This window comes from Streptomyces sp. S465 (assembly GCF_026898115.1).
Classification (GTDB): Bacteria; Actinomycetota; Actinomycetes; order Streptomycetales; family Streptomycetaceae; genus Streptomyces; species Streptomyces luomodiensis.
The window spans coordinates 9,074,743-9,080,443 of sequence record NZ_CP114036.1; the positions used below are offsets into that span (position 1 = coordinate 9,074,743).

General features: G+C 72.7%; 2 protein-coding genes. Both read right to left on the reverse strand.

Annotation, left to right across the window (positions count from 1 at the left end; all coding sequences use genetic code 11):
- Positions 1–2: 2 nt before the first annotated feature.
- Complete coding sequence (locus tag N6H00_RS38190) at positions 3–4,490, reverse strand: amino acid adenylation domain-containing protein (RefSeq protein ID WP_268976487.1); 4,488 nt, start codon at positions 4,488–4,490, stop codon at positions 3–5.
- A complete protein-coding gene (locus tag N6H00_RS38195; protein ID WP_268976488.1) occupies positions 4,487–5,485 on the reverse strand; it encodes an FkbO/Hyg5 family chorismatase in 999 nt (332 codons plus the stop codon). Before N6H00_RS38195 ends, N6H00_RS38190 begins: the two co-directional genes overlap by 4 nt.
- Positions 5,486–5,701 lie beyond the last annotated feature (216 nt).

Consider the following 5,701-nt stretch of genomic DNA (forward strand, 5'->3'; position numbering starts at 1 on the left):
GGCTACTCGCTTTCCACGTAACCGGTGACGCGTACGGTGAGGTCGCCCGCGGCGGCACGCAGCGTCGCCTCCACCCGGGTGAGCAAATCGTCGACGGTGGCACGGTCGAGCAGCGCGGCATCGTGGACCACCGCGCCGGAGACGGTGCGACCGTCGTCGAAGAGGTTGATCGACAGTTCGCCGGTCATCTCGTCGACGGTCTCGGCGACGACGGGGAACGGCTCGGTGTGCATGCCGGGCAGCCGCAGTTCCGCGCTGAGCGCGCTGATGAGCTGGAACGACACGGGGGCCGGCGGCAGAGCGGGGTCCTCGGCGCGCAGCGCGGAGTAGGGCACCGCCTGGTGGGCGTGCGCGCCCACCATCGCGGTGTGCACCCGGCGCAGCACCTCGGGGAACGACGGCGTGCCGCCGAGGTCGAGGCGCAGCGCGAGGACCTTCGCGAAGAAGCCGATGAGGTGGTCGGTCCCGGCGTACCCCCGGTCCGCGAACGGCGTCGCGACGAGCACGTCGTCGGTGTCGGCGGTCTCCGCCACGACCAGGGCGAAGGCGCCGAGCACGGTTTCGTGCAACGTCGCGTCGTGGGCGTCCGCGACCCGGCGTGCCGCCAGGACGGCGGTGTCCTCGAGCGTCCACAGGAACGCCCGCCCGGTCGGTGCCCCGCCGGGCCGGACCGCGGACAGCTCCGGCGCGGTGGCGCCCCCCAGCTGCCGGCGCCAGTAGGCCCGGTCGTTCTCCCTGGCCGCGATCACGGCCGGACTCCGTTCCCACCGGGCCACGTCCGTGTAGGACACCGGAAGGTCCGGTTGCGTCCCCGACAACTCCCGGACCAGGAGGTCGAAGGACCATCCGTCACCGGCGAGGTGGTGCAGCATCAGCAGCAGCACGTGATCCTCGGCGTCCAGCGGCAGCAGCACGGCACGCAGCAACGACCCGTCCACGAGGTCGAAGGGCCGGGTCAGCTCCCGGTGGGCGACCCGGACCGCCGCGTCGACGTCGCCGGCCGGCACCGGAACCACCTCGGCGCGCACCGGAGCGGGCGGCCGGACGACCTGTTCCCGATCGCGGAACCCGGTCCGCAGCGGCTCGTGGCGCGCGGCGATCCGGGTCAGTGCCGCGTCGAGCGCCTCGCGGTCGAGTGGCCCGCGCAGCCGGAACCCGTACGGGGCGACCGTGTAGGAGGGCGCGGCGAGCAGCGAGCCGTGCGAGTGCAGCATCTGTTCCTGTGCCGCGGTGAGGGGGGCCGGCCCGTTCTCCGCGGAGGGCGGGATCGGGGGCAGGGCGGCCGGGCCGGCCTCGTCCGCCGCACGGGCGAGCGCGGCGGGCGTCCGCCCGTCGAAGAGCGTACGCAGCGGGACATCGGCACCCAGTTCGGCGCGGATGCGGGAGACGACGCGGGTGGCGAGCAGGGAGTGCCCGCCGAGCGTGAAGAAGTCGTCGTCGGCACCGACCCGCGGGACGTCGAGCACCTCCTGGAAGATCCGGCACACCGTCCGCTCGGCATCGGTGCGGGGCGTAACCGTCCCGGTCGACGCCGGGCCCGGCTCCGGGTCGGGCAGCGCGCGCCGGTCCACCTTGCCGCTCGTGGTCCTCGGCAGTCGCTCCACCAGGACGACGGCGGAGGGCACGAGTGCGGCGGGCAGCCGGGCGGCCAGTCCCGCGCGCAGCGACGCGGCGAAGTCGTCGCCGTGCCGGCCGGCCACCGGTACGACGTACGCGGCCAGGAACTTCTCGCCCCGCCGGTCCTCGCGCACGGACACGGCGGCCTGCGTGACGCGGGCGTCCTCGGCGAGCAGGCTCTCGATCTCACCCGGTTCGACCCGGATGCCGCGGATCTTGACCTGGTCATCGATCCGGCCGAGGAATTCCAGGTCGCCGTCGGGCGCGCGGCGGGCCAGGTCGCCGGTGAGGTACATGCGCTCCTCGCCGACCGCGCCGCCCGGCACCCAGCGCTCGGCGGTCAGTTCGGGACGGGCCAGGTACCCGCGGGCGAGGCCGACGCCGGCGACGCAGAGCTGTCCCGGCATACCGTCCGGAACCGGCCGCATCGCCTCGTCGAGCAGATGGATGCGGGTGTTGTCGATCGGCGGGCCGATCGGTGCGGTGGCGGGCCACGCGTCGGGGTCGGCGGGCAGCGTGTACCCGGTGATGAGCTGGCTTTCGGCCGGGCCGTAGTGGTTGTGCACGCGCAGGTGGGGCCGGTGCCGGCACAGCTCGCGCAACCGCGTGTCGAGGATCAGCGCCTCGCCGCCCTGGCACAGGTGCCGCAGGGCGGCGAGCTGGTCGCTGTGCGGATCGACGTGCTCGATCAGCGCGCGCAGTACGGCCGTCGGCGCGTAGATCCGGGTAATCGCCTGTTCGTCCATCCACCGGGCGAGTCCCGGCGGGTCGAACCGCACCTCGTCCGGCGGGATGACGAGCGTGCCGCCCAGCAGCGCGGAAAAGATCTCCTGCACCGAGTAGTCGAACGTGGGCGTCACGAACTGGACGGTGCGGCTGGCCGGCTCGCGGCCCATCGTGCGCTCCTGCCAGAGCAGCAGGTTGACGGCGCTGACGCCCGGCATGAGCACGGCCTTCGGCCTGCCGGTCGACCCGGACGTGTAGATCGCGTAGGCGAGGCTGTCCCGGTCCAGCTCGACGTCCGGCGCCGTGTCGTCCGGCTGCCGGTCCAGCTCCGGGTCGTCCAACGCCACCACGTGCGGCACATCGGGGAACCGGGAACGGTAGCCCTCGTGCGCCACCACCGTGGTCAGCTGCGCGTCGGCCAGCACGAACGCCGTGCGCTCCGGCGGATGTTCGGGGTCGAGCGGTACGTAAGCGGCGCCCGCCTTGAGGATCCCCACGATGCCGACGATCAGGTCGGCGCCGCGATCGGCGCAGATCCCGACCAGGTCGCCGGTGGCGGTGCCGTGCGCGCGGAGCAGGTGCGCGAGGCGGTTCGCCCGCCGGTCCAGCTGCGCGTAGGTGAGGGAGGTGTGCGGGTCGGTGACGGCCACGGCGCCGGGGGTGCGTGCGGCGTACCGGGCCAGCAGGCCCGGCAGCGTGTCGACGGGCAGGTCCCGCGCCGTGTCGTTCGAGGGCACCACGGGCGCTGCCGCCGTCGCGTCGCCGGCCGGCAGCGGCGACAGCCGTACGTCCGGGTCGGCGGTGACCGCCTGAAGCACCGCCGTGAACTCCTCCAGCAATCCCGTGATCCGTGGCTCGTCGAACAGCGCACGGCTGTAGAGCAGTTCGCCGGTCAGAGCGCCACCCGGCTCCTCGTACACATGGAATTCGAGGTCGAAGCGGGTGAACCAGCGGCCGGTGCGGAACGGTTCGGCCGCGATGCCGGGCAGCGCGGCCGTCGCCGCGTCGCGCCGCAGCACCTGCAACAGCACCTGGACGACCGGGTTGACCGACAGGTCGCGTTCCGGTGCGACGAGTTCGATGACGTTCTCGAACGGCAGGTCGGCGTGGGCGAACGCGTCCGTGGTCGTGGCCCGGCAGCGGTCGAGGAGTTCCCGGAACGACGGATCGCCCGAGAGGTCGCCGCGCAGCGCGAGCGTGTTGACGAACATGCCGATCAGGCCCTCGTACGCCGCCCGCGTACGGTTCGCCACGGGCGTGCCGACCAGCACGTCCCGCGTGCCCGCCTGCCGGGCGAGGACCGCTTGGAAGGCCGCCAGCAGGGTCATGAACACGGACGCCCCGGAGTCGCGCGCGAGCGTGAGGACCGCGGTGGCCAGCGCGGCCGGCGGCCGCCACTCGGCCATGCCCGCGTCCGCGTCGGCGACCGGCGGGCGGGGACGGTCGGTGGGGAGGGCGAGCCGCGCCGGGGCGCCCCGGAGCTGCTCGCGCCAGTAGGCGAGACGCCTGTCCAGTCCGGCGCCGGTGAGTTCGCGCCGTTCCCAGGCGGCGAAGTCGGCGTACTGCACCGGCAACGGCGGCAGTTCGGCAGGGCGGGAGGTGTCGCGCAGCGCCGTGTAGTGGGCGGCGAGTTCGTGTTGGAGGAGCCCGAACGACCAGCCGTCGCCGGCGACATGGTGCACGGTCACCGCGAGGACGTGGTCGTCGTCACCGAGGCGGATCAGCAGGGCCCTGATCACCGGTCCGGTGGCGAGGTCGAACGGCGCGGCGATCTCGTCGCGGACGAGCCGGGCGGCGTCCTCGTCGCTGCCCGCCCGCGCGTGGCGCAGGATGTGTTCCGGGGCGGGGAGCACCCGCTGGAGGGGTTCGCCGTCGGCGGTGTCGAAAACCGTCCGCAACGCCTCGTGGCGCGCGACGACGAGCGCCAGCGCACGCTCCAGGGCCGGCGCGTCCAAAAGACCGCGCAGGCGTTGCACAAGCGGCAGATTATAGGCGTTGCTGTCCGGGTCCAATTGCTGGAGAAACCAGATCCGCCGCTGTGCGAAGGACGAAAGGACCGGGCCGCCGCGCTGTGCGGTGACGCTCTTCTTTCTCTTCGCGGATCCGCCGAGGCGCAGCGTCGCGGGCCTTTTACCGGGTATTGTCACGCCACCATGCCTTCGATTTCGACGAGCAGGTCCTCGCGGGCTATGTCGGTGTGCAGAAGGGCGACGGCCGCGGTGCTCGACAGGCGTGCGGCGCAGACCCGGCGGACCGTGTCGAGATCCTCGCGGCGGCGGACGTAGACCTTGAGGTGGTCGACGTCGGCGAGGACGTGCCCCCGCTGGACGCCGTGGCGCCGCAGGTTCTCCGCGCCGATGACCCGGGCCATGTTGTCGAGGGCGACCTCGCACTGGCCGGTCACATCACCGTGGTGCACCGTTCGGTGTCCGAGGATGCCAGCCGTCGCCGAGATGAACAGCCGGCCCCCCTCCGGCGGGCCCAGCCAGGTGGCCCGTGCGAAGACCGGGGGCCGCGGACCGTACGTCGTCGGGTAGTGGTGGGCCGTGAGGACGGCGGGGTTCTCGATATTGATCCGGACTCCGCCCCGGGCGGCGAGGAACACGCAGGTGATGCCGCCCCCGTGGGCGCCGATACCGGTGGCCGCGGGCATGGTGGCCGGGTCGATCCCGCCCTCGTCGAGCGCCTGGGCGCGGCCCACGCAGAAGTCCCGGTACACCTCCAGCCCGTCCGCGTTCGTCGTGTTGATGCCGCTGACGTAGTTCCAGGTCCGGGCGAGCAGGGGATACCCCAGCGACCGGGTGAGCGCGAACACGTTCGTGTAGAGGGTCGCGGTGGCATCGGCGTACCTGCCGCTCTCGCCGGTGCGCACGACACCGAACAGGTACGCGTCGGTGCGGGCCCAGGCGATGCCGTTGTCCATGCCGGACTCGACGGGGCGCTGTGCGTGCCAGACCTCGGTGAACGCCTCGTCGTCGCGGGTCGTGGTGTGCACGGCGGTCCGGGGGGCACCGTCCACCAGCGACACGTCGGTGTGGCCGGTGCCGTGCTCGATCAGGCCGAGCACCGTCTCGTCACCGTCGAGGTCCGGTGATCCGGTCTTCTCGAAGCGGCAATACGGCGCCGTGACAGATATGGACAACGCCTCCACCCTTCCCTGGCGTCCGGCATCGGTCATCAGGAAGGCAATTACGCACGGCGGTATGCGTGCAACCCCCTAGATGAGCGTCCGGGGAGGCCGGCCACGGTAGGGGGATCTTCAGGGGGTGGCGGTCCGGAAAACGCTGCTAGCGTCGCCGGCGTCTACTCGTGGCCGGTTCCGTGCTGTTGTGCGGTTGGTCGAGAGAAAGGTGTTTCC